23 protein-coding genes are annotated in these 25,184 nt (G+C 51.5%); 17 read left to right on the top strand and 6 right to left on the bottom strand.

The annotated features are described in order from the left end of the window. From OGV85_RS11330 to ldtE, 9 genes are all read left to right on the top strand, one after another. Positions 1-1,098: IS30-like element IS30 family transposase (locus tag OGV85_RS11330; protein ID WP_074526864.1), on the top strand; the 1,098-nt coding region annotated here is incomplete at its 5' end. A 135-nt stretch (positions 1,099-1,233) separates the two neighbouring features. After that, the gene (locus OGV85_RS11325) at positions 1,234-1,998 is read left to right on the top strand and encodes a hypothetical protein (RefSeq protein WP_061548466.1); all 765 of its coding nucleotides are present in this window, start codon (positions 1,234-1,236) and stop codon (positions 1,996-1,998) included. A gap of 363 nt (positions 1,999-2,361) precedes the next feature. Further along, complete coding sequence (gene sufA / locus OGV85_RS11320) at positions 2,362-2,730, top strand: Fe-S cluster assembly scaffold SufA (protein WP_003029385.1); 369 nt, start codon at positions 2,362-2,364, stop codon at positions 2,728-2,730. 8 nt (positions 2,731-2,738) lie between these two features. Continuing rightward, positions 2,739-4,226 carry a Fe-S cluster assembly protein SufB gene (gene sufB, locus OGV85_RS11315; protein WP_003029384.1) on the top strand — a complete coding sequence of 496 codons (1,488 nt, stop codon included), beginning with the start codon at positions 2,739-2,741 and terminating at the stop codon, positions 4,224-4,226. A 16-nt stretch (positions 4,227-4,242) separates the two neighbouring features. Next, a complete protein-coding gene (gene sufC, locus OGV85_RS11310) occupies positions 4,243-4,989 on the top strand; it encodes a Fe-S cluster assembly ATPase SufC (protein ID WP_061548465.1) in 747 nt (248 codons plus the stop codon). Beyond that, entirely contained in the window at positions 4,964-6,235 is a 1,272-nt protein-coding gene (gene sufD / locus OGV85_RS11305) for a Fe-S cluster assembly protein SufD (RefSeq protein WP_061548464.1), read from the top strand. The genes sufC and sufD overlap by 26 nt, the downstream gene beginning before the upstream one ends. Beyond that, complete coding sequence (gene sufS, locus OGV85_RS11300; protein WP_061548463.1) at positions 6,232-7,452, top strand: cysteine desulfurase SufS; 1,221 nt, start codon at positions 6,232-6,234, stop codon at positions 7,450-7,452. Before sufD ends, sufS begins: the two co-directional genes overlap by 4 nt. A gap of 12 nt (positions 7,453-7,464) precedes the next feature. Next, entirely contained in the window at positions 7,465-7,881 is a 417-nt protein-coding gene (gene sufE, locus OGV85_RS11295) for a cysteine desulfuration protein SufE (RefSeq protein WP_003029378.1), read from the top strand. Between the two features lie 123 nt (positions 7,882-8,004). Then, entirely contained in the window at positions 8,005-9,009 is a 1,005-nt protein-coding gene (gene ldtE / locus OGV85_RS11290) for a L,D-transpeptidase LdtE (RefSeq protein ID WP_286553561.1), read from the top strand. Between the two features lie 68 nt (positions 9,010-9,077). Here the strand turns inward: ldtE and lpp are convergent, their stop codons facing one another. The 3 genes from lpp to ynhH all read right to left on the bottom strand — a co-directional run bounded on the left by lpp (position 9,078) and on the right by ynhH (position 11,274). After that, on the bottom strand, positions 9,078-9,314 hold the full coding sequence (gene lpp, locus OGV85_RS11285; protein WP_003029373.1) for a murein lipoprotein Lpp: 237 nt from the start codon (positions 9,312-9,314) through the stop codon (positions 9,078-9,080). A gap of 309 nt (positions 9,315-9,623) precedes the next feature. Next, entirely contained in the window at positions 9,624-11,036 is a 1,413-nt protein-coding gene (gene pykF, locus OGV85_RS11280; protein ID WP_003029366.1) for a pyruvate kinase PykF, read from the bottom strand. Between the two features lie 7 nt (positions 11,037-11,043). Beyond that, entirely contained in the window at positions 11,044-11,274 is a 231-nt protein-coding gene (gene ynhH / locus OGV85_RS24550) for a protein YnhH (protein WP_418219450.1), read from the bottom strand. A 340-nt stretch (positions 11,275-11,614) separates the two neighbouring features. Here ynhH and OGV85_RS11275 point away from each other — a divergent pair, with 340 nt between their 5' ends. The 3 genes from OGV85_RS11275 to OGV85_RS11265 are packed head-to-tail and all read left to right on the top strand — an operon-like array spanning position 11,615 to position 14,132. After that, positions 11,615-12,637, top strand: a complete 1,023-nt coding sequence (locus OGV85_RS11275; protein WP_048219006.1) for a methionine ABC transporter ATP-binding protein — start codon at positions 11,615-11,617, stop codon at positions 12,635-12,637. After that, entirely contained in the window at positions 12,630-13,298 is a 669-nt protein-coding gene (locus OGV85_RS11270) for a methionine ABC transporter permease (protein ID WP_003029361.1), read from the top strand. The genes OGV85_RS11275 and OGV85_RS11270 overlap by 8 nt, the downstream gene beginning before the upstream one ends. A gap of 21 nt (positions 13,299-13,319) precedes the next feature. Then, positions 13,320-14,132, top strand: a complete 813-nt coding sequence (locus OGV85_RS11265) for a MetQ/NlpA family ABC transporter substrate-binding protein (RefSeq protein WP_003029358.1) — start codon at positions 13,320-13,322, stop codon at positions 14,130-14,132. A gap of 80 nt (positions 14,133-14,212) precedes the next feature. On the opposite strand, the gene ttrA is transcribed toward OGV85_RS11265, so the two are convergent. From ttrA to ttrB, 3 genes are read right to left on the bottom strand one after another with little or no spacing between them, the layout of a single operon-like run. Continuing rightward, positions 14,213-17,278 carry a tetrathionate reductase subunit TtrA gene (ttrA, locus tag OGV85_RS11260; protein ID WP_061548462.1) on the bottom strand — a complete coding sequence of 1,022 codons (3,066 nt, stop codon included), beginning with the start codon at positions 17,276-17,278 and terminating at the stop codon, positions 14,213-14,215. Then, positions 17,271-18,293, bottom strand: a complete 1,023-nt coding sequence (ttrC, locus tag OGV85_RS11255; protein WP_032949167.1) for a tetrathionate reductase subunit TtrC — start codon at positions 18,291-18,293, stop codon at positions 17,271-17,273. The genes ttrA and ttrC overlap by 8 nt, the downstream gene beginning before the upstream one ends. After that, the gene (ttrB, locus tag OGV85_RS11250; protein ID WP_032949168.1) at positions 18,294-19,028 is read right to left on the bottom strand and encodes a tetrathionate reductase subunit TtrB; all 735 of its coding nucleotides are present in this window, start codon (positions 19,026-19,028) and stop codon (positions 18,294-18,296) included. Positions 19,029-19,255: 227 nt separating this feature from the next. Between ttrB and ttrS the strand changes: the two genes are divergently transcribed. The 5 genes from ttrS (at position 19,256) to OGV85_RS11220 (ending at position 25,181) form a co-directional block, all read left to right on the top strand. After that, on the top strand, positions 19,256-20,989 hold the full coding sequence (ttrS, locus tag OGV85_RS11245; protein WP_101739859.1) for a tetrathionate respiration histidine kinase TtrS: 1,734 nt from the start codon (positions 19,256-19,258) through the stop codon (positions 20,987-20,989). Then, complete coding sequence (gene ttrR / locus OGV85_RS11240) at positions 20,964-21,548, top strand: tetrathionate respiration response regulator TtrR (protein ID WP_061548460.1); 585 nt, start codon at positions 20,964-20,966, stop codon at positions 21,546-21,548. The genes ttrS and ttrR overlap by 26 nt, the downstream gene beginning before the upstream one ends. A gap of 92 nt (positions 21,549-21,640) precedes the next feature. Next, positions 21,641-21,850 carry a fumarate hydratase FumD gene (gene fumD, locus OGV85_RS11235; protein ID WP_003029345.1) on the top strand — a complete coding sequence of 70 codons (210 nt, stop codon included), beginning with the start codon at positions 21,641-21,643 and terminating at the stop codon, positions 21,848-21,850. A gap of 481 nt (positions 21,851-22,331) precedes the next feature. Continuing rightward, complete coding sequence (locus OGV85_RS11230; RefSeq protein WP_003029338.1) at positions 22,332-22,958, top strand: ferredoxin-like protein; 627 nt, start codon at positions 22,332-22,334, stop codon at positions 22,956-22,958. Positions 22,959-23,078: 120 nt separating this feature from the next. Further along, positions 23,079-25,181, top strand: a complete 2,103-nt coding sequence (locus OGV85_RS11220) for an aldehyde ferredoxin oxidoreductase (RefSeq protein WP_177712983.1) — start codon at positions 23,079-23,081, stop codon at positions 25,179-25,181. Positions 25,182-25,184: the final 3 nt, after the last annotated feature.

Raw genomic sequence — 25,184 nt, 5'->3', positions numbered from 1 at the left:
AACGGAACAGGCTTCAGTGAAATAGCGAATATCCTGGGTTCAAAACCCGGAACGATCTTCACTATGTTAAGGGATACTGGCGGCATAAAACCCCATGAGCGTAAGCGGGCTGTAGCTCACCTGACACTGTCTGAGCGCGAGGAGATACGAGCTGGTTTGTCAGCCAAAATGAGCATTCGTGCGATAGCTACTGCGCTGAATCGCAGTCCTTCGACGATCTCACGTGAAGTTCAGCGTAATCGGGGCAGACGCTATTACAAAGCTGTTGATGCTAATAACCGAGCCAACAGAATGGCGAAAAGGCCAAAACCGTGCTTACTGGATCAAAATTTACCATTGCGAAAGCTTGTTCTGGAAAAGCTGGAGATGAAATGGTCTCCAGAGCAAATATCAGGATGGTTAAGGCGAACAAAACCACGTCAAAAAACGCTGCGAATATCACCTGAGACAATTTATAAAACGCTGTACTTTCGTAGCCGTGAAGCGCTACACCACCTGAATATACAGCATCTGCGACGGTCGCATAGCCTTCGCCATGGCAGGCGTCATACCCGCAAAGGCGAAAGAGGTACGATTAACATAGTGAACGGAACACCAATTCACGAACGTTCCCGAAATATCGATAACAGACGCTCTCTGGGGCATTGGGAGGGCGATTTAGTCTCAGGTACAAAAAACTCTCATATAGCCACACTTGTAGACCGAAAATCACGTTATACGATCATCCTTAGACTCAGGGGCAAAGATTCTGTCTCAGTAAATCAGGCTCTTACCGACAAATTCCTGAGTTTACCGTCAGAACTCAGAAAATCACTGACATGGGACAGAGGAATGGAACTGGCCAGACATCTAGAATTTACTGTCAGCACCGGCGTTAAAGTTTACTTCTGCGATCCTCAGAGTCCTTGGCAGCGGGGAACAAATGAGAACACAAATGGGCTAATTCGGCAGTACTTTCCTAAAAAGACATGTCTTGCCCAATATACTCAACATGAACTAGATCTGGTTGCTGCTCAGCTAAACAACAGACCGAGAAAGACACTGAAGTTCAAAACACCGAAAGAGATAATTGAAAGGGGTGTTGCATTGACAGATTGAATCTACAGTGGTGACATTTAAGTTTAATGAATCATAACCGCTTTATACCGCACAGAGAATGCAGAATAGATTCCTTGGTAACCGTTACTGTGTGAGCTGTTCTGGAAGCCCTGAAACGTTAACAGAGTTTAGCGAATGGTAGAGAATCTTGTTTTCAATTTTAAAAATCAGATCCCGATTCACTATCGGTTCAAACCTGCCTCAAGAGATTGTCGGCATTTGTTGATTGTCATGTCTGGATTTAATATCCCGGATGCTACTATCTATGACTTTATAATGCTTGATCACTGCCATTCTGCAATTCTATGGATTAAAGATGATTTTGCCGGTCTGCCAGCCTATTACTTGTGTAATAATATGAATTTCGATATCGAGCAGGGTGTTAGTCTGCTCATTCAGGGGGTGATTGATTTTGTAAAACCTACGAACACGACGATTCTCGGTGCTTCCAAAGGTGGGTCGATGTCAATGTATTACGGTATTAAGCTTAATATTCGGAACATCATTACAGCAGTACCTCAGTTTTATATCGGTAGTTATGTTGCAAAAGGATATTGGACGCAGGTCGGACAACAGATGATGGGCACTATCTCACCGGAGAATATCTCCAGGCTGGATAATCTGCTTCGTGATGTTATCTATAAGGATAAATGTAAAACTGCGAATATCTATCTTTTCACCTCACCAAATGATAAGCAGTTTCCTGTCGAGATCGTGCCAAATTTAGAACTTCTGCAAGAATATAATTATTTCAATCTTGTGGAAACTAATTCATCTTTTGCAACAGAACACAATCAAATAACACGATATAACTTGAATGTTATTTTATCCATAATCTACCAACTTGAAAATAATATAACACCTGCCTATGGGCGAGTGAAAAATGGAAATGGGTGGTAAGTCAGCAGTTAGCTTTTTATCCTTTTACCTTTCACTGCTCTTCGAAACTCACCCCCTGATAACTCCCTGGTTGGGTTTCGCCTGGTAGAGGTAGTTACCTCTGCTATCACAGAAATAGTCATTTTCTATACATCTTTTGATGTTTGACCTGTCAGAACGATTAGATTTCTATAATCCATTATTAATCAATGTATTGAACAAATAATTCCATTCCTGTAAACCCTCGCTGCAGGGTCTATGCTTAGTAAAAGCAGTCAAAAAGGGCGGTTAACCCGAATGCCCCTGCTGTTGAGGGGTTGAAGTGATAATCATTATCACTAACATGTTGTTATAGCTTAAAAGCTAGTGACTCGAGGTAACCCTATGGAATTGCATTCAGGAACATTTAACCCGGACGATTTTGCCTGGCGTGGACTGACGTTAACACCTGCGGCTGCGGCGCATATCCGTGAACTGGTGGCAAAGCAACCCGACATGTTGGGCGTACGCCTGGGCGTGAAGCAAACGGGATGCGCGGGATTCGGCTACGTGCTGGATACCGTGCGCGAGGCCCAAAAAGACGATCTCCTGTTTGAAACGGATGGCGCCAGACTGTATGTGCCTTTACAGGCGATGCCGTTCATCGACGGCACAGAAGTCGATTTCGTTCGCGAAGGATTAAATCAGTTATTTAAATTTCATAACCCGAAAGCCCAGAACGAATGCGGCTGTGGCGAAAGTTTTGGGGTATAGGCGGTACTATGTCTCGTAATACTGAAGCAACTGACGATGTCAACACCTGGGCTGGTGGGCACCTTAATTACAAAGAGGGCTTCTTCACCCAACTGCAAACCGATGAGCTGGCGAAAGGGATCAACGAAGAGGTCGTGCGCGCGATTTCGGCAAAACGTAATGAACCCGACTGGATGCTGGAATTCCGCCTGAATGCCTTTCAGGCATGGCTGACCATGGAAGAGCCGCACTGGCTAAAAGCGCACTACGACAAGCTGAATTATCAGGAGTATAGCTACTATTCCGCACCGTCCTGCGGTAACTGCGATGAAACCTGCGCATCTGAGCCGGGAGCGGTGCAGCAAACGGGGGCGAATGCGTTTTTAAGCAAAGAGGTTGAGGATGCCTTTGAACAGCTTGGCGTACCGGTCCGTGAAGGCAAAGAGGTGGCGGTTGATGCTATTTTTGACTCGGTATCGGTGGCGACCACCTATCGCGACAAACTGGCGGAACAGGGCATTATTTTCTGTTCGTTCGGTGAGGCGATTCACGATCATCCTGAGCTGGTAAAACAATATCTGGGCACAGTGGTTCCGGGTAATGACAACTTCTTTGCCGCGCTGAATGCGGCGGTGGCCTCCGACGGCACCTTTATTTATGTACCAAAAGGTGTACGTTGCCCAATGGAACTGTCGACTTATTTCCGTATCAATGCGGAGAAAACCGGGCAGTTTGAACGCACTATTCTGGTCGCGGATGAGGGCAGCTACGTCAGCTATATCGAAGGCTGTTCGGCTCCGGTGCGCGACAGCTACCAGCTGCATGCGGCGGTGGTAGAAGTCATCATCCACAAAGATGCCGAAGTGAAATACTCGACGGTGCAAAACTGGTTCCCCGGGGATGGTAACACCGGCGGCATTTTGAACTTCGTCACCAAGCGCGCTCTGTGCGAAGGTGAAAACAGCAAAATGTCATGGACGCAGTCGGAAACCGGCTCGGCCATTACCTGGAAATACCCAAGTTGCATTTTGCGTGGCGACAACTCTATCGGCGAATTCTACTCCGTGGCCCTGACCAGTGGTCATCAGCAGGCCGATACAGGCACCAAGATGATCCACATCGGTAAAAACACCAAATCGACCATTATCTCGAAAGGGATCTCCGCCGGACACAGCCAGAACAGCTATCGCGGTTTAGTGAAAATCATGCCGACCGCCACCAACGCCCGCAACTATACCCAATGTGACTCGATGCTGATCGGGGCGGATTGCGGAGCGCACACATTCCCATATGTGGAGTGTCGTAACAACAGCGCCCAGCTCGAGCACGAAGCCACGACGTCGCGCATTGGCGAAGATCAGCTGTTTTACTGCCTGCAGCGCGGTATCAGCGAAGAGGATGCCATTTCGATGATCGTGAATGGTTTCTGTAAAGACGTGTTCTCTGAACTGCCGCTGGAATTTGCCGTGGAAGCGCAAAAACTTCTCGCCATAAGTCTTGAACACAGCGTCGGTTAAAATTTAAGGAAAGCACATGTTAAGCATCAAAGATTTACAGGTCAGTGTGGAAGATAAGGCGATCCTGCGTGGGCTGAGTCTTGAAATTCGCCCCGGAGAAGTGCACTCCATTATGGGGCCAAATGGTTCCGGGAAAAGTACGCTTTCCGCCACCCTGGCCGGACGTGATGACTATGAAGTCACCGGCGGGACGGTAGAATTCAACGGTAAGGATTTACTTGAACTGTCACCGGAAGACCGGGCCGGTGAAGGGATCTTTATGGCATTCCAGTATCCGGTGGAAATCCCCGGCGTCAGTAATCAGTTTTTCCTGCAAACGGCACTGAATGCGGTGCGCACCTACCGTGGCGAAGAGTCGCTGGACAGGTTTGACTTCCAGGATCTGATGGAAGAAAAAATTGCGTTGCTGAAGATGCCGGAAGATTTGCTCACGCGTTCGGTCAACGTTGGTTTCTCCGGCGGTGAGAAAAAGCGTAATGACATATTGCAAATGGCGGTGCTGGAGCCTCAGTTGTGCATTCTGGATGAGTCGGACTCCGGGCTGGATATCGATGCGCTGAAAATCGTCGCCGACGGCGTGAACTCACTACGCGACGGGCAACGCTCATTCATTATCGTCACCCATTATCAACGCATTCTGGACTATATCAAACCCGATTATGTTCACGTTCTCTACCAGGGGCGAATAGTGAAGTCCGGTGATTTTACGCTGGTCAAACAACTTGAGGAGCAAGGTTATGGCTGGCTTAGCGAACAGCAGTAACGTGCTGCAACAGTGGCACCATCTGTTTGAAACGCAAGGTGAGACGCGCTCGCAACATGCCCAGCAGCATCTGCAGCAGATGCTGCGTCTGGGGCTACCAACGCGTAAGCATGAGGACTGGAAATACACGCCGCTGGAGGGGTTAACCAATAGCCAGTTTGTCAGTCATGTCTCTGAGATAACGTCAGCCCAGTGTGAAGCGTTAGCGCCGGCAATTGATGCCATACGACTGGTATTTGTCGACGGGCAATTCTCTCCAACGCTGAGCGACAGAGCGAAAGGTAGTGGTTTTGACATTACCATTGACGATGCGCGCCAGATGTTGCCAGCGGCTATCCAACCGGAAGTGTTTCTGCACCTGACCGAAAGCCTGTCGCGTAGCGTCACTCACATTCAGGTGAAGCGTAACCAGCGCCCAGCGAAACCGCTGCTGCTGCTGCACATTACCCAGGGGCTGGCGGGCGATGAGGTGAACACGGCGCACTATCGCCACCATTTGGAGCTGGCGGAAGGCGCAGAAGCCACCGTTATTGAACACTATGTCAGCCTCAGCGAGCTTCGCCATTTCACCGGCGCACGTTTAACCATGAATGTCGCGGCGAATGCGCACTTGCGCCACATCAAACTGGCGTTTGAGAACTCACAGAGCCACCATTTCGCGCATAATGACATTCAATTGGGGGCGGATGCCACGGCCGCCAGCCACAGTTTTTTACTCGGTGATGCGGTGCTGCGTCATAACACCAGCACCCAGCTTAACGGCGAAAACACCACGCTTCGGCTCAACAGCCTGGCAATGCCGGTGAAAAATGAAGTCTGCGACACCCGCACCTGGCTTGAGCATAACAAAGGATATTGCAACAGCCGCCAGCTGCATAAAACGATCGTCAGCGATAAGGGGCGGGCGGTATTCAATGGCCTGATCAACGTCGCTCAACACGCTATTAAAACCGATGGCCAGATGACCAACAATAATTTGCTGCTTGGTAAACTGGCGGAAGTGGATACCAAGCCGCAGCTTGAAATCTATGCCGACGACGTGAAATGCAGTCACGGGGCGACGGTAGGGCGGATCGACGACGAGCAGATGTTCTATTTGCGTTCGCGCGGGATCGGCCAGCAAGATGCCCAACAAATGATTCTCTATGCGTTTGCCGCTGAGCTAACGGAAGCCCTGGGCGAGGAAACGCTGAAACAACAGGTACTGGCACGGATCGCCCAACGCTTGCCGGGAGGCGTAGCATGACATTTCCCATTGAAAAAGTGCGGGCCGATTTTCCGGTTCTGACGCGTGAAGTGAATGGTTTACCGTTGGCGTATCTGGATAGCGCCGCGAGCGCGCAAAAGCCGAACCAGGTGATTGATGCCGAAGCCGAGTTCTACCGTCACGGCTATGCGGCGGTCCACCGCGGTATCCATACGCTGAGCGCTCAGGCTACGGAAAAAATGGAGAATGTGCGCAAGCTCGCTTCGCTGTTTATTAACGCCCGCTCCGCCGAAGAGCTGGTGTTTGTTCGCGGTACGACGGAGGGCATCAACTTGGTGGCGAACAGCTGGGGCAGCAGCAATGTGCGGGCGGGCGATAACATTATCATCAGCGAAATGGAGCACCATGCCAATATTGTGCCCTGGCAGATGCTGTGTGCCCGCGTAGGTGCAGAACTGCGCGTTATCCCGCTCAATGCCGATGGTACGTTGCAGTTGGAAACGCTGCCGACGCTGTTTGACGATCGCACGAAGCTGTTGGCGATTACCCACGTATCTAACGTGCTGGGCACGGAAAACCCGTTGGGTGAGATGATCGCGCTGGCGCATCAATACGGCGCGAAAGTGCTGGTGGATGGTGCGCAGGCGGTGATGCATCATCAGGTGGATGTGCAGGCGCTGGATTGCGATTTTTATGTTTTCTCCGGGCATAAACTTTACGGTCCAACCGGTATTGGCGTTCTGTATGCCAGAGAGTCGCTGCTGCAGGAGATGCCGCCGTGGGAAGGCGGTGGTTCAATGATTGCGACGGTGAGTTTGAGTCAGGGAACGACGTGGGCCAAAGCGCCCTGGCGGTTTGAAGCCGGAACGCCAAACACCGGGGGAATTATCGGACTCGGCGCGGCTATTGAATATGTTTCAGCGCTGGGGCTGACTGAAATCAGCGAATATGAACAGTTCATGATGCGCTATGCGTTGGAACAGCTGGCGGATGTGCCGGATTTAACAATCTACGGACCGGGTAACCGTCTGGGTGTGATTGCATTCAACCTCGGCAAGCATCACGCCTATGACGTCGGGAGTTTTCTCGATAACTATGGCATCGCCGTGCGGACGGGGCATCACTGCGCAATGCCGCTGATGGCCTATTATAACGTTCCCGCGATGTGCCGGGCGTCGATTGCAATGTATAACACCCATGAAGAAGTGGATCGCCTGGTAACGGGCCTCAAGCGTATTCACCATTTACTGGGCTAACAGGGAGGCGTTATGGCTGCGCTACCGGATAAAGAAAAGTTGTTGCGTAATTTTCTGCGTTGCGCTAATTGGGAAGAGAAATACCTGTACATTATTGAACTGGGTCAGCGTTTGCCGGAACTAAACGATGACTTACGCTGCCCGGAAAATAGCATTCAGGGATGCCAAAGCCAGGTATGGATTGTTATGCGTCAGAATGGCGAAGGGATTATTGAATTACAGGGCGACAGTGATGCGGCAATTGTGAAAGGGCTTATTGCCGTGGTATTCATTTTGTATGATCGCATGACGGCTCAGGATATTGTGAATTTTGATGTGCGCCCGTGGTTTGAAAAAATGGCGCTCGCACAGCATCTCACACCGTCTCGTTCACAAGGGCTGGAGGCGATGATTCGGGCTATTCGCGCCAAAGCCGCAACTCTTAGCTAAACTGATAAAACACGTCAACTTTCAGACCGACTTGAAAGCGTTCGTGTAAGGCAACGCAGTGACTCGTAGGCCGGATCGGGCGCTCGCCGCTGTCCGGCAAGAACGCCAGGGGGGTGAGTGAGTATGAAACGCGCGTCTGTTATTACGTTAATGCTAATCGGCGCCTACAGCGCTATTCAGGCCGCATGGGCGGTCGATTATCCTTTGCCCCAGGCGAACAGCCGCCTTGTTGGGCAAAACCAAACCTACACCGTGCAGGAAGGCGATAAAAACCTACAGGCGATAGCCCGTAAGTTTGATACCGCTGCAATGCTGATCCTTGAAGCCAACAATACTATTGCCCCCGTACCTAAACCCGGAACGCTGATCACTATTCCCTCACAATTACTGCTACCGGATGCACCACGCGAAGGCATTATTGTGAATCTGGCGGAATTGCGTCTGTATTACTTCCCGCCGGGAGAGAATATTGTTCAGGTATTCCCGATTGGTATCGGTTTGCAGGGGCTGGAAACGCCGGTAATGGAAACCCGGGTTGGGCAGAAAATCCCGAATCCAACCTGGACCCCTACACCAGGCATCCGTAAACGCTCTCTGGAGCGCGGCATCACATTACCGCCTGTTGTACCTGCCGGACCAAATAACCCGTTAGGACGCTTTGCACTGCGTCTGGCGCATGGAAACGGTGAATATCTGATTCATGGCACCAGCGCGCCGGACAGCGTGGGCCTGCGAGTGAGTTCTGGGTGTATTCGCATGAACGCGCCGGATATCAAAGCGTTGTTTGCTCAGGTCCGCACAGGCACGCCGGTCAGGGTGATTAATGAGCCGATAAAATATTCGATAGGGCCGAACGGCATGAGGTATGTCGAAGTGCATCGACCGCTGTCGCCTGAAGAGGAACAAAACGTCCAGACCATGCCGTATGTGTTACCAGCCGGCTTTACCCAGTTTAAAGACAATAAAGCGGTGGATAACAGTCTGGTGGAAAGGGCGTTGTATCGTCGTGCAGGTTATCCGGTCACCGTCACTGCCGGGCAAGCATCGGTCGCGAGCAATGGGCCAGAAGTGAAGTCTGCGCAAAATGGTGTGCCGGGAGAAGATGCTGAGGTGCGCGCTACGCAATAACAGGGAAGGGGAATTCAGAGCAAAAAAAATGGCGCACAATGTGCGCCATTTTTATTACACAGATACTATTACTTGCGGTATTTAGTAGCTGCGTTGTCCAGACGCTGGTTAGCGCGAGCTGCGTCATCTTTAGCAGCCTGAACGTCGGAACGCATTGCGTTCACGTCGTTGCTCAGCTGGTCAACTTTAGCGTTCAGAGTCTGAACGTCAGAAGACAGCTGATCGATTTTAGCGTTGCTGGAGCAACCTGCCAGCAGAGTAGAACCCAGGATTACCGCGCCCAGTACCAGTTTAGTACGATTCATTATTAATACCCTCTAGATTGAGTTAATCTCCATGTAGCGTTACAAGTATTACACAAAGTTTTTTATGTTGAGAATATTTTTTTGATGGGAATGCACTTATTTTTGATCGTTCGCTCAAAGAAGCATCGAATTGTGCAAAAACGGCTAAAAAACCGAGTGAAAACAGAAAGCTTCCATCGGATTCATCTTAGATAATCACGGATTAGATAGCGAAATCCGATTTGATTTTTTATTAATTGTGGCTATCGATTAAATAAAAAAAGCGCCACCAGGGCGCTTTTTTAAGCAAATTAATTCGCGATGGAATTATTACAGCACGTGAACGGATGCGGTGTTGGTGGTGCCGCTCGGAACCAGTGCACCAGAAACCATAACCACAACGTCACCTTTCTGAGCCAGACCGCTTTCCAGAGCGACTTCTTTACCCAGGCGATAGAAATCATCGGTAGAGCTGATTTCTTTAACCACCTGTGCAACAACGCCTTTGCTCAGCACCAGCTGACGCGCGGTAGTTTCGTTGGTGGTCAGCGCCAGGATGGTAGCATCCGGGAAGTATTTACGTACTGCACGAGCAGATTTACCACCCTGGGTTGCGACGACGATCAGCGGCGCGTCCAGTTTTTCAGCAGTTTCAACCGCGCCACGGCAAACGGCTTCGGTGATGCGCAGTTTGCGGCTGTCGTTGTTGAAGTCCAGACGGCTGGTCATCACACGGTCAGTACGCTCACAGATGGTCGCCATGATGGTAACGGCTTCCAGCGGGTATTTACCTTTTGCTGACTCGCCAGACAGCATTACTGCGTCGGTACCGTCGAGGATGGCGTTCGCTACGTCACCGGCTTCTGCACGGGTCGGACGCGGGTTTTTGATCATGGAATCCAGCATCTGGGTCGCAGTGATAACGACTTTACGTGCGCGGATACATTTTTCGATGATCATTTTCTGCGCGAAGATAACTTCTTCAACCGGGATCTCAACGCCCATATCGCCACGCGCAACCATGATGCCGTCAGACGCTTCGAGGATTTCGTCGAAGTTGTTCAGGCCTTCCTGGTTTTCGATTTTGGAGATGATCTGGATGTTTTCGCCGCCGTGCGCTTTCAGGTGCTCACGGATTTCAACGACGTCAGAACGTTTACGGATAAAGGACGCTGCAACGAAGTCAACGCCTTGCTCGCAACCGAAGATCAGGTCTTGTTTGTCTTTTTCAGCCAGTGCTGGCAGTGCGATGGAAACGCCCGGCAGGTTAACACCTTTGTTTTCGCCCAAGTCGCCGTTGTTCAGCACTTTACAGATAACTTTGTTACCTTCGATGGCGGTAACTTCCATGCCGATCAGACCATCGTCAACCAGAACGGTGTTGCCGACGGACAGATCTTTCGTGAAGCCTTCATAAGTAACAGCAACGATTTCGTTGTTGCCTACGACAGATTTGTCGGTGGTGAAGGTGAAGGTCTGGCCTGCTTTCAGGGAAACGTCGTTACCGCCTTCCAGTTTGATGGTACGGATTTCCGGACCTTTGGTGTCGAGCAGGATTGCTGCTTTCTTGCCGGTTTTGCTCATGACGTTGCGCAAATTCTTGATGCGCTGACCGTGTTCTGCATAGTCGCCGTGAGAGAAGTTCAGACGCATGACGTTCATGCCCGCGTCCAGCATTTTGGTTAACATCTCTTCGGATTCGGTTTTCGGACCGATGGTGCAAACAATTTTCGTCTTTTTCATGACAGTCTTAGTCTTTAAGTTGAGAAGGATATGGAAATCTGGCTCCCGCCGCGCACGGACGGGAAGCTAAACCTGAGTTACGAAAGTTGTGATGCCTCGCTCTAAGGATAGGTGACATCGAAAGAGCGTGCAGAGGAATGTGTGCTTGTGTTTCAGCCCAACGGGATGGTGATTTTTGTAGTCGTTGAGTTTTACAGGTCAATGTGCTGAAACCATTCAAGAGACAATTGGCGCGCATTATACGCTGAAAATTATCAAAAAGGAAAATGGAAACAGCGTTTCAAAACACTTCTGTGCAGTTTTACAAAAAATATTCATTAATTTGTTCAGGTGTATGGATAAAGCAGTTGTTTGCAGCCGTGGTTTGTTGCGCAACACGCTGTAAGCGCCATCCCGATGCCTGTATTTTGCGCGCATTCCGTTACCCACAAAGACATATTTCTAAAAGTTATATCAAATACTTTTTAATTCATTTTAAAAGACCATTCCGCTGATTACACTCGTTTGGACATCCATACTGCTAAACAGCCAAAAGCGATAGCAGAAGAACAATAAGCAGCAGCGGATACCCAAACGACATGATTGTCCTGAAAAATATTTCGAAAGTGTTTACGCCAGGCAGGCTTGCCATTACCGCTGTCGATGACGTCAACCTGACGGTTGAACAGGGACAGATTTACGGCATTATTGGTTACAGCGGGGCAGGCAAAAGCACCTTAATTCGTTTGCTTAATGGGCTGGAAAAACCGACCTCCGGCAGCGTGACGATTAACGGCCACGATATCTCTGCCGCCCGCGGGGAATCGTTACGCCAGGCACGACTGAAAATCAGCATGGTGTTTCAACACTTCAATTTGCTGTGGTCACGGACCGTTAGCGAAAATATTGCTTTCTCTATGCAAATCGCTGGCGCGTCCAAAGCGTCCATCAAACAGCGGGTTGCTGAACTGATTACGCTGGTTGGGCTGAGCGGTCGTGAAAATGCGTATCCGTCCCAGCTCAGCGGTGGGCAAAAACAGCGTGTAGGAATTGCCCGCGCGCTGGCGAACAATCCGGATGTCCTGCTGTGTGACGAAGCCACCTCGGCGCTGGATCCGCAAACTACCGATCAGATCCTCGATTTACTCCTCGATATTAACCGTCGCTTCAAATTGACCATTGTGCTGATCACTCATGAAATGCACGTAGTACGCAAAATCTGCGATCGCGTGGCGGTAATGGAAAATGGCAAAGTTGTTGAGGAAGGCGACGTACTCAGCGTCTTTACCCATCCACAGCAGCCGATCACCCGACAGTTCGTTCGTCAGGTGAGCCAGTACACCGAGGAAGACGAGTTTAATCCGCAGTTGGCAAGCGAGCTTGGCGGCGTAGTTATCAAGCTTACGTTTACCGGGCAACGCACGCACCGGCCTGTGGTTGGCGAGTTGACCCTGCGCTATGGGCTGCCATTCAATATCTTGCACGGCAAAATGACGCAAACCGCACACGGTGTGTTTGGTCAACTTTGGGTGCACGTGGTGGCCTCTGAGGAACAATTGAACAATATTTTGGCCGACCTGCGCCAGAGCGACATTGAAGGCGAGGTGATTCAACATGGCTGAAGAACTGTTTCCCCATCTGAAGTGGGAGCAACTGTTAGCGGCAACCCAGGAAACGCTGTATATGACAGCCCTTTCGGGTGCTGCGACCTTTATTCTGGGCATCGCGCTTGGTCTGGCATTGTTCCTGACCGCGCGCGGCGGATTGTTCCCCAACCGAGCGGTATATAGCGCTATTTCGCTGGTGGTGAATATCTTTCGTTCAATCCCATTCATCATTTTGATCGTGCTGCTGATCCCGTTTACCAAAGCGATGGTAGGCACCATTCTCGGCGCCAATGCCGCGTTGCCTGCGCTGATCGTCGGTGCTGCGCCGTTTTATGCTCGTCTGGTCGAAATCGCTCTGCGTGAAGTGGATAAAGGCGTTATTGAAGCGACACGTTCGATGGGCGCACGGCTGAGCACGCTTATTTTTCGGGTTTTACTGCCGGAATCCTCTCCTGCTCTGGTGTCCGGGATCACCGTGACGCTAATTGCGCTGGTTAGCTACAGCGCGATGGCAGGGGTAATTGGTGCCGGTGGTTTAGGGAATTTGGCCTATCTGGAAGGATTCCAGCGCAACCACAGCGACGTCACGCTGGTGGCGACGGTGACGATTTTGCTCATTGTCTTCATCATCCAGCTTTGCGGCGATGTGATCACCTCTCTGTTAGATAAACGCTAATAAAATACGGAAACCATTATCATGAAAAAATCACTGACGTTACTCGCCGCAGCAACCTTAAGCGCCCTGAGCTTTGCCTCCTGGGCAGACACTCTGACCGTTGGTGCGTCTAACGTGCCGCACGCGGAGATCCTTGAACAGGCCAAACCGATTCTGGCGAAACAGGGGATCGATCTGGAGATTAAACCGTTCCAGGATTACATTCTGCCGAACACCGCGCTGGCTGGTCGTGAGATTGACGCTAACTACTTCCAGCATATTCCGTACCTGAACAGTGTGATAAAAGATCATGCGGGCGATAAAACGTATGACTTCGTCAGCGCCGGAGCAATTCACATTGAGCCAATTGGTATCTATTCGAAAAAAGTGAAATCGCTGAAAGATCTACCGGAAGGCGGCAAAGTCATCATGCGCGATGCGGTATCTGAGGAAGGCCGTATTCTGTCGATCTTCGAAAAAGAGGGTGTTATTAAGCTTAAGCCGGGCGTGGATAAAGTAACCGCGCGCATTAGCGATATCGTCGAAAATCCGAAAAAACTGAAGTTCCTGCCAAACGTGGAAGCCGCGCTGTTACCGCAGATGTATAACAACGACGAAGGCGATGCGGTGGTGATTAACGCCAACTACGCCATCGACGCCGGGCTGGATCCGGTGAAAGATCCGATTGCCGTTGAAAGTGGTGAAAACAACCCGTATGCCAACATCATTACCGTGCATCGTGGCGACGAGAAGAAGAAGGATATCGTCGCATTGGTCGATGTCCTGCACTCCAAAGAAATCCAGGACTGGATCCGTACCAAATATAAAGGCGCGGTGATCCCGGTTAATAACTGATCCGCTTTTTGCCGAGTGGCGGCAGTGCCTTATCCGGCCTACGACGTCTTGTAGGCCGGGTAAAACGCGTTCACGCAGAACTACACTCGCTCAATTCTCGCTGGCAACCCCTGACGCACCGACGCACCCGACACCCAGTCAAGCCAGGTATTGGCAACCTGCCGGGTAGGATCCGCAAAGCCCAAATCATTGAGATTAATCCCTGACTTTATCTGTGCATCAAATGCCATTGGCTTGCCGTCGAGCGTATGCTGAGCTGCGCCCATCTCTTTATGCCCGTAACCGTGTTCAATGGCGATGACACCCGGCATGACGCCATGCAGCAGACTTATCTGCGCTTGCGCCTGACCGCCAGGGGTGGTGATACGCACGATATCGCCATGTGCTAAACCATACCGCTGACCATCCTGCGGATTGAGCGCCACCAGATTAACCGGTTTCAGATGATGAAGGCGTGGGATAACCGCCGTGGCGCTGGACATGGTATTGGATTTAAAGGAAATCAGTTTCAACGGCCACTCTTGTTCCGGGAACAACTCCTCGACCGCACGTCCATCAGACAGACGTGAAGGATACCAGGCCGGGCAACCGCTGTAGCGCTCGCCGGTAATTGCATGACGGTGCGCGGCGACGTTCGCATTCCAGATTTGGAGCGGTTTTTCCCAGGCATTGCCGACGCGGTTATCAACTCGTCCGCTGATGTCCGGCGCAAAGCGCCCGCCGCGGGAGTAGATAAACGCAACTCGGCTGATTTCATCGGGTTTCAGCGTTTGGGTCATCACAGGCATGATCCGCTGTACTCCGGTCAGCGCTATGTCTTCCGGCTGTGCCTCTGCAACCGGGGCTTTGCCCATAAACGCAATATTGGCGGCGAGGCGCAGGTAGTAATCTTCCGCACGATTCAACGGATAGTGATTACCTTGCGGATCGGTAATCGCATTGTCGCCGAATCCAGGTAGCCCAATGCGCTTTGCCACTGCGATACAGAAAGATTCCATCGAGGCCGATTGACCGTCAGCCGTGAGGCTGGTCGCAGGTCTGACGACAGGCCAACGCGCGGTGGTGGCTTTGCTGGCCACGCCTGCCCACGGAGCGCTAAATCCCCAGCTTTCGAAGTTGTGGGTATCCGGCACGATGTAATCTGCCAGCGCCGTGGTTTCGTTCATAAAGGCGTCAATCGCGATAAACAGCGGCAAGCGAGCAGGATCCTTGAGCTTTTCTTCCGCCACGCCACGTAATCCCGCAATGCCGTAAAACGGGTTGGTCATGTTTGAGATCCAGGCTTTCAGCGGATAAGGGTAACCTTCAAGCGCTGAGACGAGGAGTTCGGTAAGCTGACCTGCGACAAACGGATACCAAGGGGCCTTAGCCGGGAAGGGGGATTGTCCGGCAGCTACCTTATTGCGGTACTCTTCGGAAGACTCATAAGCGGTTTTACTGCGCGCGATGCTTAACCCTTTCGGCTTTACCTTCCCGGCGAAGCTGTCCATGTTGTAGCGCGGACCGTCGGTGGCACCATTGAATTTGCCGCCACCAACAAACACACCGCCTTCAAGACTGAGGTTGCCAATCAGCGCATTGAGCATCATTACCGACCAGGCATTATAAAATCCATTGCCTGCCATCATTCCACCGTGCGTAATTACTGCCGCTTTACGTCCGTGGCGGGTGAATGCGTCGGCCAGAGCGCCAATGTCTGCTTCTGACACCCCACACTGCTGGCTGTACTGCGTTAGCGACAGTTTCTCTGCGGACTCTCGCAGACACTGGAAACTGCTTTTTACCGTTACCGTCTGCCCGTCAGCCAGCGTCACCTCGCGGGTAACAAACAGTTGCGCACGCGGGCAACTGTTGGCGGCGACAATCTCACCGGCCTCGTTGACGACCACCGGCTCCTGGGCGGCGTTTGTGCTCAGATGGGCGAGGGTCAGGTGTTGTCCGGCAAGCGTTGGAATTTCATCGGTAATCACAAGATGAGTGGCGTTAGTCCAGCTTTTTTCTCCTGCCTGCTGCATGGCCTGCACGCCGGGAATGGCGAGATAATCAGCGTTATAGCGTTGTTTATCGATAATCCAGCTTATCATCCCCATCGCCAGCGCGGAGTCGCTTCCCGGTCGTACGGGCTGCCAGTGGCCGCGATCGTCAGCCAGCACCGTGGTTAATGGCAGGGCGGGCGCTACCACAACATAGCGGAAGTCGTCACGTAAACGGGCGCTGGCCAACTGGCGGGCCTGGCGCTTAAACGGGTTGCCGGATTGCGCCGGAGAGGTGCCCATAAACAGCGCGAATTCGACGTTATCCCAGTCGGGTTTCACGTGGGTATTTTTATCCAGATCGCCCATTAACGCGCCGGAACCGGCCCGATAGGCCAGACCGCAGTAAGCGCCATGAGCACCGAAATTTTTACTGCCGAAACTGTTCAGTGCGAAGCGACGTAGAAAGGTATCACGTCCTTCATCGCTGGTATTAGTGACCAGCAGTTGATTGGATTTTGGGCCAAAGCCGGGATGTTTCGCATCAAGCGGTGTAGCGGGATCGTAGATGGCTCTCAGACCATCAACGTGGCCTTCACCAAACAGATCTCCGCCTTCCACCACCTCTTTGATCAGCTGTTCGAAGCTGATGCGCTGCCATTTTCCCTCACCGCGCTTACCGACGCGCTTCATGGGCTCCAGAATACGTAACGGGCTGTATAGACCTTCGAGTAAAGTTGCACCACGGGCGCAGGCGGTGGAACGTGCGTCAAGACCTGACTCCCCGGCCAACTGTTCCATTGCCGTGGTAAAGGGGACGGAGGCGTCTATATGGTGCTCGTGCGACAACGGATGATAAGGGTTGCCCGCAATGCGCAGCACCTTGCCTTGCTCAGTGTCAACGCGAACCCGCACGCCACACTGCGTCCAGCAACCAAAACACTGTGTCATTGAGATCACCTGCTGCGGGTTTTGCTGCCAGTGCGGCCGGGCGTTGGCTTCAGGGATGAGCGCGTTTGCAAAGATGCGGTCACGGGTAATTTTGCCCGAGGTTCCGTCTAGCAAACCGTCTATCGCGCGCTTTGCCACATCCCGATAACTCAGGCCAAAAGTCACCATGCCACCTACGGCAAGGCCCACTTTAAGCCACTGACGACGGGTTAAATTAGCCATGTTGCATTCTCCTTCCGATCGCGTTCAGGGCTTCACGAACAATAATAATCAGTGCTATCCACAGGCCGAAAGTACCCACAATGGCCAGCCAGCCATCGGTGCCGCCGGGCAGGGTGTAGGGATTAAACTGCGCGTTAAATTTCGGTACGGTCTGCACCTGGATGAGTAACGTCCAGCGCATTAGCCAGCACAGCGCCATGGCGCTAAAAGCGAGTAATATGCGCAGCGGTAGCGACAAGGGGTAACGTACAACCAACCCGCAAAGAACAAGTGAAACAAGCCATAACGCAACCCAACCGATAGCGTAGTGTTGTGCTGAAGAAGCCACATCCAGCCATTGGCGGATAGCCGAACCGGAAAGCGTATTACCGCTCGCCCAGATCAACACCACGATAGCCAGTGCGATCAACGTGACCATTTGCCCCCACGCTAGCTTACGCGGCAGTACGTCCTTGTTATTTGTCGTGGCAATAAGCAGGGCAAGAAACGTTTGCAGCGCGCTGAGGAACATCGCAACCGGAAAGGCGTAACTGAACCAGATGGGCCGCGCCTGCACCACCGACACTTCACGGCCGGTGTAAACCAGCAATCCGATGGCGGACAGCGAGCTACCAAGTGCCAACCATTTTGTGACGTTGTAACTTTTTAGCGTTAGCCGTTTAACGTGCTGCGCCAGAAACCACAGACCTAAAAAACCGGTAAACAGCGGTAAGAACAGTGCGCCCCACGGCATCCAGGACCAGGGCGTCGGATACGCATAGAAATGCCAGACGCGGGCGGTTTGGTGTAGATCAGCGGTCAGCGCCAGCGGTGCGGTAATCGCGCAGGTCAGGGCGATTAACAGCGTCAGATTCTCCAGATCTGCCGTTTCTTTTTTGCGCCAGTGGAGAACGCAGGCAAACAGTGCGGCGCAAGCGGCAATGCCGATGAAAAAGAAATATTGTACGGCCCAGGGTAACCAGCTTACGTCCTGGGGATGGGCCAGAACCTCGTCGATAATTAGTGAATGGTTCATTTAAACCTCCTGCCAGAGAGCGGGTTGAGTACGTCCAATCAATGGGGTGACAAATGCCTCATCCAGTCCCAGATAGAACACGTGAGGAGACGTACCGCTTTCCGGCTTCAGGACTTTGATGGTGTCATGGTGTTCATGCAGCATTTGTGAAATGCGGCTGTGTGGATCTTTAATATCACCAATGATGCGCGCGCCGCCGACGCAGGATTCTACACAGGCCGGAAGCAGCCCCGCTTCGAGGCGGTGAACGCAGAAGGTACATTTATCGGCGGTTTGCGTTTCATGGTTGATGAATCGCGCATCATAAGGGCAGGCCTGCACGCAATAGGCGCAGCCAACGCAGCGTGTGTTGTCGACCACTACGATGCCGTCTTCGCGTTGGAAAGTGGCCTGTACCGGGCAAACGGGCACGCAAGGGGGATTATCACAATGGTTGCACAGTCGTGGCAGCAGGACGTTGGTGACGCTTTGCTGACCTTCAATCTGTACTTGATACTGGTTGACGAGGGTACGAAATTCGCCCTGTGGTGTCTGATTTTCAATGGCGCAACTGACGGTACAGGCCTGGCAGCCAATACAGCGTCGCAGGTCAACCAGCATGGCGTAGCGATGCTGTTGTGAGCCTTCATGGCGTTCAGGCGAAAAGGGAAATTGTGCCTGAGCCAGCGGTACCAGTGATGCGCCAGCGGTCAGGACGCCCAGTTGCTGGAGAAACTGCCGTTTACTGCTGTCCATATTTTCTCCCGTCACGATGCAACAACGAAACATTGGTCACGCCGTTGATTTGCGTGTGATGAATAAAGAATCTCAATGATTTACAGTGTAAAAATCGTGACGGGGTATACTCTATTGTGGTTAACCACATACCCGGCTTGTTGTTGATCTAAAACAACATAATTGACAGGGACAATTGAGTGGGACGCAACGTAGTAAGATGTCTGACAGTGCTGGCGTCGCTGTGGATGCTAAGCGGCGCGGTCAGGGCGCAGACATGGAACATTGGCGTTTTGGCGATGCGCGGGGAGGTTTCTACACGTAATCACTGGCAGCCGCTGGAAACCTTGTTGAATCAGCAAATCCCCGGTGAGCAGTTTCATATTCAACCGCTGGACCTGCGACAGATGCAGGAGGCGGTGAATCGTGGAACGGTGCAGTTTGTTGTCACTAATCCGGCGCAGTTTGTTCAGCTAAACAGCCGTTCTGCGCTGCGCTGGCTGGCTTCGCTACGCTCCACCCGTGGTGGGAAAGCCACCAGTAACGTGATCGGCAGCGCGATCCTCGTCAGACGCGACAGCGGGATAACCTCCCCACACGATCTGATCGGCAAAACGGTTGGCGCCATTGATGCTCAGGCGTTTGGCGGCTATTTGCTGGGATATAAAGCGCTCAGTGATGCCGGTCTGCGCCCTGAACGCGATTTACGTCTGACGTTTACCGGATTTCCCGCCGATGCCTTACTCTATTTATTACGTGAAAAAGCCGTGCAGGCGGTGATCGTGCCGGTGTGCCTGCTGGAAAAAATGGATGAAGAAGGCCTCATTCGTAAAACCGATTTTATGACCGTGTTGAACCATCCGACCTCAATTCCCTGTCTGACCAGTACACCGCTCTATCCTGACTGGTCATTTGCCGCACTACCTGCAGTGAGTGACGAGCTGGCCGATCGCGTCACGCGGGTGCTGTTCAATGCACCGCAAAACGCGACATTTCGCTGGGGAGCGCCCGCCTCGACCCGCGAGGTGGAAGCGTTGTTGCGTGATGTCCGCCAGCATCCGCAGCAGCGTCAGCTGTGGCTGGATGTCAAAAGCTGGTTTATTCAACATCGGCTGGCGATGGGAGCGGCGGCCATCGTGCTGTTGTTGCTGACGCTCAACTACATCTGGGTGATGTTGTTGGTTCGCCGACGTGGCAGGCAACTGGAACGAAACAACGTGTTGTTGCACAAACAGGAACAGGCGCTGGAGACTGCCCGACAAATGAGCGTGCTGGGGGAGATGACCTCCGGTTTTGCCCATGAGCTCAATCAGCCGTTGTCAGCTATCCGCCATTATGCCCAAGGCTGTCTGATTCGCCTGCGCGGTCAGGATGAACAGCATCCGTTGCTGCCCGCGCTTGAGCACATCGACGCCCAGGCACAAAGGGGGGCCGATACGCTGCGCAATCTCCGGCAGTGGGTCAGCCAGGCACAGGGCAATCCGGTACTTCCCGATGACTGGCAAGCCATCAACGTTCACGATGCTATCCATCACGTCTGGCAATTACTGCGCATGCCCCAGCAATTCCCGGCGGTAACGCTGCACACACAGGTCAGCAAGGCGTTAACATTGACGCTGCCAAGCGTTCTTCTTGAGCAGGTGCTGGCCAATCTGGTACTCAATGCCGCCCAGGCAGGGGCTACCACAGTTTGGTTTAGCGCCCTGCATAAGGATGGTGGTGTGAGTATTCAGGTGCAGGATAATGCCGGAGGAATTGACGAGGGGCAGTTGTATCAGGCGTTTCAGCCGTTTATGACCACTCGCAAAGAAGGCATGGGACTAGGACTGGTCATTTGTCAGCGACTGGTGCGCTACGCAAACGGAGATATTGAGATCAACAATCAGCAGGCCCCGGACGGAAAAGCGGGGGCGAGAGTGACATTATATTTTAAACCAAATCGGGAAGGAGGCCGTAGTGGCGATAATTCATCTGCTGGATGACGACATTGCCGTCACCCAGGCCTGTGCGTTTTTATTGGAAAGTCTGGGATATGAAGTGTCTTGCTGGGAGCAAGGTGTGAAATTCCTCGCTGAGGCAAATCTGCACCAGGTGGGTGTACTGCTGCTGGATATGCGTATGCCGGTACTGGATGGGCACGCTGTGCATGAAATAATGCGTCAGAAAGCAAGCACCCTGGCGGTGGTCTTTCTCACCGGGCATGGCGATGTGCCGATGGCGGTTGAGCAAATGAAACGTGGCGCGGTCGATTTTTTGCAAAAACCGGTGTCGGCCGTGCCGCTTCAGGCAGCATTAGAACATGCCTTGCAGGTCTCGGCAGCGGCGTTCTCGCGACAAGAGATCATCTGCTGCTATCAACAGCTTACGCCAAAAGAACGGGAACTGGCGCATCTGGTAGCAAAAGGATTAATGAATCGGGAAATTGCTGATGCCATGAATATTGCCGTGCGTACGGTTGAAGTGCACCGGGCGCGGGTGATGGAAAAAATGCAGGCGGGAAGTCTTGCTGAGCTTGTAAATCGACTTCAGAGAGTTCAGTAGAATGATGACATTTCTTTGATTTTCATTGAATTTTGTCTAAATACTCAGAGTGATATATGCTGTTGGTTTGAGTTAATGACGAGCGGGCAAAAATGGGAAATCAGACGAAAGACGACGAGTTGTACCGTGAAATGTGCAGAGTAGTCGGTAAAGTAGTGCTGGAAATGCGCGATCTGGGACAAGAGCCTAAGCATATCGTCATTGCGGGAGTACTGAGAACCACCCTTGCGAACCAGCGTGTGAAGCGCAGTGAGTTAGAAAAACAGGCTATTGAGACCGTAATTAAAGCATTGGCCGGATAATCCGCAAAAAGAGGGCGGTAGTTTCTCTCGCCGTCCTCTTATTCTCATTACGTTAATCTATCAATAATTATAATTTAGCGTTGCAATTAATGCTATCAAACTCGCTATATATTTAATTGTATACCGGATGATATATAAAAATATATATGAGAGTGGAGTCACAAATATTTGCAAGACATATGAAGTGCTATTTCAATTTATCTTAATGATAATAAATCTCACTCCGCATTAATTATATCCCTTCCGTTTTTTAATTGATGACGATCAAGACTAAGCATGCTGAATAACCACATTATTTCTGTGCCTAACCCTAAAGGATTAGATTCATTCAGTTTAACCACCGTCATTTATGCGATCAGGTTAGGGCAAAAATTTACGTGTTGTTGGCAACTTTAACCGCCCGATATGGCTTGAGCTGCGCTGGTTTAAATTAGCCTGAAGGTGTTGCTACCACAGCATTTGCGAAGAGGATGCGAAATAAATGAACCAGGTTGATCGTCCATTTTTAGATTGTGGTTTAACGCGACTAGAATTTCTGCGGATATCAGGAAAAGGACTGGCGGGATTAACGATTGCTCCCGCGCTGTTATCCCTTTTTGGTTGTAAGCAGGAAGATGTCGATAGTGGGACTGTTGGGCTTATCAATACGCCTAAAGGGGTTCTGGTGACCCAGCGAGCTCGCTGTACGGGCTGTCACCGCTGTGAAATTTCCTGTACCAATTATAACGATGGTGCGGTGGGTACCTTCTTTTCCCGGATAAAAATCCATCGCAATTTCTTCTTTGGCGATGATGGTGTCGGGTCCGGTGGTGGGCTGTATGGCGATTTAAACTATACCGCAGATACCTGCCGGCAATGCAAAGATCCGCAGTGTATGAAGGTTTGCCCAATAGGTGCAATTACCTGGAAACAGGAAGACGGTTGTATTGCGGTGGACCACAAACGCTGTATTGGCTGTAGCGCGTGTACCACAGCCTGTCCGTGGATGATGGCGACCGTAAATACCGAAACGAAAAAGTCCTCAAAATGTGTGTTATGCGGGGAATGCGCCAATGCTTGTCCGACTGGGGCATTAAAAATTATCGAGTGGAAAGATATTACTGTTTGATAGATAGCAGGCATACCTGATTCGCGCCATTAATTGCCAAAAATACCGCAGTTTTGGATAAAAAAGCTGCCTGAAGAATGGCGGGTATATCTATTAAACCTTCTTGCAAAGGAAAACATGATGGCTAATGGTTGGACAGGTACTATTTTACGGGTCAATCTCACCACGGGTAATATCACCCTTGAAGATTCCAGTAAATTTAAAAAATTTGTCGGTGGGATGGGCTTTGGTTATAAAATTATGTACGACGAAGTCCCGCCAGGCACCATGCCTTTTGATGAAGGGAATAAGCTGGTTTTTGCCACCGGACCATTAACGGGTTCTGGCGCTCCCTGTAGCTCCCGCGTCAATATCACCTCCTTATCAACATTTACCAAAGGCAATTTAGTCGTGGATGCCCATATGGGGGGATTCTTTGCCGCGCAAATGAAATTCGCCGGTTACGACGCCATTATTATTGAAGGCAAGTCCGCATCACCGGTCTGGATCAACATTAAAGACGATAAGGTTAGCATCGAAAAAGCCGATTTCCTGTGGGGTAAGGGGACGCGCGCCACAACTGAAGAAATTTGTCGCATCACCAGCCCGGAAACCTGCGTCGCCGCGATAGGCCAGGCAGGGGAAAATCTGGTGCCGCTCTCCTGCATGATCAACAGTCGCAACCACAGCGGCGGAGCTGGTACCGGCGCAGTAATGGGCTCGAAAAACCTGAAGGCTATTGCGGTAGAAGGGACCAAAGGCGTCAATATTGCCGATCGCAAAGAGATGAAACGGCTCAATGACTACATGATGACCGAGCTCATCGGCGCTAACAACAACCACGTTGTGCCAAGCACCCCGCAGGCCTGGGCAGAATACTCTTCGCCAAACTCGCGCTGGACAGCCCGTAAGGGACTGTTCTGGGGCGCAGCAGAAGGCGGACCAATCGAAACCGGGGAAATCCCGCCGGGCAACCAAAATACGGTAGGTTTCCGTACCTATAAATCGGTGTTCGATCTGGGGCCAGCCGCAGAAAAATACACGGTCAAAATGAGCGGCTGTCATTCATGCCCTATTCGTTGTATGTCACAGCTCAATGTTCCGCGGGTGAAAGATTTTGGCGTGCCGAGTACCGGCGGCAACACTTGTGTGGCGAACTTTGTGCACACCACCATTTTCCCCAATGGCCCGAAAGATTTTGACGATAAAGACGATGGGCGCGTGGTGGGAAACCTGATTGGTCTGAACCTGTTTGACGATTACGGTATCTGGTGTAACTACGGCCAGTTGCACCGTGATTTTACTTATTGCTATTCGAAAGGCGTCTTTAAGCGCGTACTGCCGGCTGAAGAGTATGCGGAGATCCGCTGGGATCAGTTGGAAGCGGGTGATCCTAATTTTATTAAAGACTTCTACTATCGGTTGGCGCATCGCGTGGGGGAACTCAGTCACCTTGCGGACGGCTCGTATGCCATTGCTGAACGCTGGGATTTGGGCGAAGAGTACTGGGGTTATGCCAAAAATAAACTGTGGTCGCCGTTCGGTTTTCCTGTTCACCATGCGAACGAGGCTTCAGCGCAGGTGGGGGCGATCACCAACTGTATGTTTAACCGTGACTGCATGGCGCACACCCATATCAACTTCATCGGTTCCGGTTTGCCGTTGAAATTACAGCGCGAAGTGGCGGGCGAGCTGTTTGGTTCACAGGATGCCTACGATGAAACCAAAAACTACACCCCGATCAATGCAGCCAAGATCAAATATGCCAAATGGACGCTGCTGAAAGTCTGTCTGCATAACGCGGTTACGTTGTGTAACTGGGTTTGGCCGATGACAGTTTCACCACTCAAGAGCCGTAACTATCGCGGAGACTTGGATCTGGAAGCGAAGTTCTTCCAGGCAGTCACCGGTGATGAAACCACGCAGGCGAGTCTGGACCTGGCCGCTGAACGCATCTTTACCCTGCATCGCGCTTATACGGTCAAACTGATGCAAACCCAGGATATGCGCAATGAGCACGATCTCATCTGCTCCTGGGTATTCGATAAAGATCCGAAGATCCCGGTCTTCACTGAAGGAACCGACAAGATGGACAGGGAGGATATGCGTCAGTCATTGACGATGTTCTATCAGGAAATGGGCTGGGATCCAGAGCTGGGTTGCCCAACGCGTGAAACCCTGAACCGACTCGGACTTGAAGACGTGGCAGCTGATTTGGCGGCGCAAGACCTGTTGCCAGCGTAAGGA

It is taken from the genome of Citrobacter sp. Cf132 (assembly GCF_030333885.1).
Lineage (GTDB): Bacteria > Pseudomonadota > Gammaproteobacteria > Enterobacterales > Enterobacteriaceae > Citrobacter > Citrobacter freundii.
Note: the sequence above shows the minus strand (reverse complement) of the source record. Positions and strands in the feature narration are given on the sequence as shown.